We start from the raw sequence: 1,391 nt of genomic DNA, 5'->3' as shown, positions 1-1,391 counted from the left end.
TGTCCCGTCCTGAAATAGCGATACATAAAAAAACAATCGTTATGGAAGAATATTTAGAAACACGTTATGTCAAGCGTACACAGAAAGATTACAGTTTGAGTTTGAAACTTCAAATTGTAAGAGAAATAGAAACAGGAAAATCAGGAATTACAGACTGTCGAAAAAAATATGGTATACAAGCACGCTCAACCATTGTTAGTTGGCTTAGAAAATATGGTAACTTTGATTGGGAAAACCAAACACCATTCACTATGAAAAAGACACCTGAACAGCGTATCATGGAACTGGAAGCCGAAGTTAAACTGCTTGAAAAACAGAAAGCATTTTTAGAGAAACAGGCTTACATTGCTGATAAGAAAGTTATATTTTTCGATATGATGATAAATCTTGCTGAGAAAGAATATGATATTGATATCAGAAAAAACTTACCACCCGAACAATCACCAACTTCCGCAGTGAAGAAAAAGAAACCATAGTCTTTATCTGCGAATTGTTCGGGTTGAATAGACAAGTCTATTACAGAAGCATCCGAGGGTATAAAAACTCACAAAGCAAAGCATCAAAAGTAATAACTCTCGTAGAGGATATCCGTATAAAAATGCCAAAATTAGGTGGTCGAAAGCTGTATTTTCTTTTGAGTAAACCTTTAAAGTCTTTGAAAATAGGAAGGGATAAGTTCTTTGATATTTTGAGAGCCAATCGTTTATTGATCACATCAAAGAGAAGTTATCATATTACAACCAATTCTCATCATCGATTTAGAAAGCATAAAAATCTGATTTTGGAGTACCGTATCACCAAGCCCAACCAGGTGTGGGTAGCAGATATTACCTATATTGGAAATAGAAAAAAACCGAGTTACTTAAGTCTCATAACTGATGCTTATTCTAAGAAAATTGTAGGTCATTATGTTGCAGATAATCTCAATACGGAAAGTAGCATGATAGCATTAAAAAAAGCATTAAAAGACAATAAAATTGATAGAGAACCGCTGATCCACCACTCTGACAGAGGTTTACAATATTGCTCGAATGAGTATCAGAGAATATTGATAAAGCATAAGATAAAATGCAGTATGACACAGAATTCTGATCCTTATGAAAATGCAGTTGCAGAGAGAGTCAATGGTATTTTAAAACAGGAATTTGATATTGATAAATATGATATTGATACCTCAATGAGAAGAAAAATTGTGGATCAGTCTATTAGTGTTTATAATGAATTCAGACCGCATTTTTCAAATCATTATTTAACACCAAATCAAATGCATAAACAGTCAAAATTAAAAATGAAAACTTATAAAATAAAAAACCAAAGCAAAAATAAATTTACTCTGGTTTAATTATTTACTTTTATCCTTTAATTTGTATCGTTATTTCAGGACTAGTCAA

Annotated in this window: 2 protein-coding genes; both read left to right on the top strand. The window is 32.1% G+C overall.

Annotated elements, in window-relative coordinates; genetic code table 11:
• On the top strand, positions 1-476 hold a 476-nt coding region (locus MP478_RS22465), incomplete at its 5' end, for a transposase (RefSeq protein ID WP_373691739.1).
• Between the two features lie 14 nt (positions 477-490).
• Entirely contained in the window at positions 491-1,342 is an 852-nt protein-coding gene (locus MP478_RS22460) for an IS3 family transposase (RefSeq protein ID WP_306552727.1), read from the top strand.
• The last annotated feature ends 49 nt before the right edge of the window (positions 1,343-1,391 follow it).

It is taken from the genome of Chryseobacterium sp. WG14, from assembly GCF_024586945.1.
GTDB lineage: Bacteria > Bacteroidota > Bacteroidia > Flavobacteriales > Weeksellaceae > Chryseobacterium.
The sequence above is the reverse complement of the archived record's forward strand: the minus strand, read 5'-3'. Positions and strand labels throughout refer to the sequence as shown.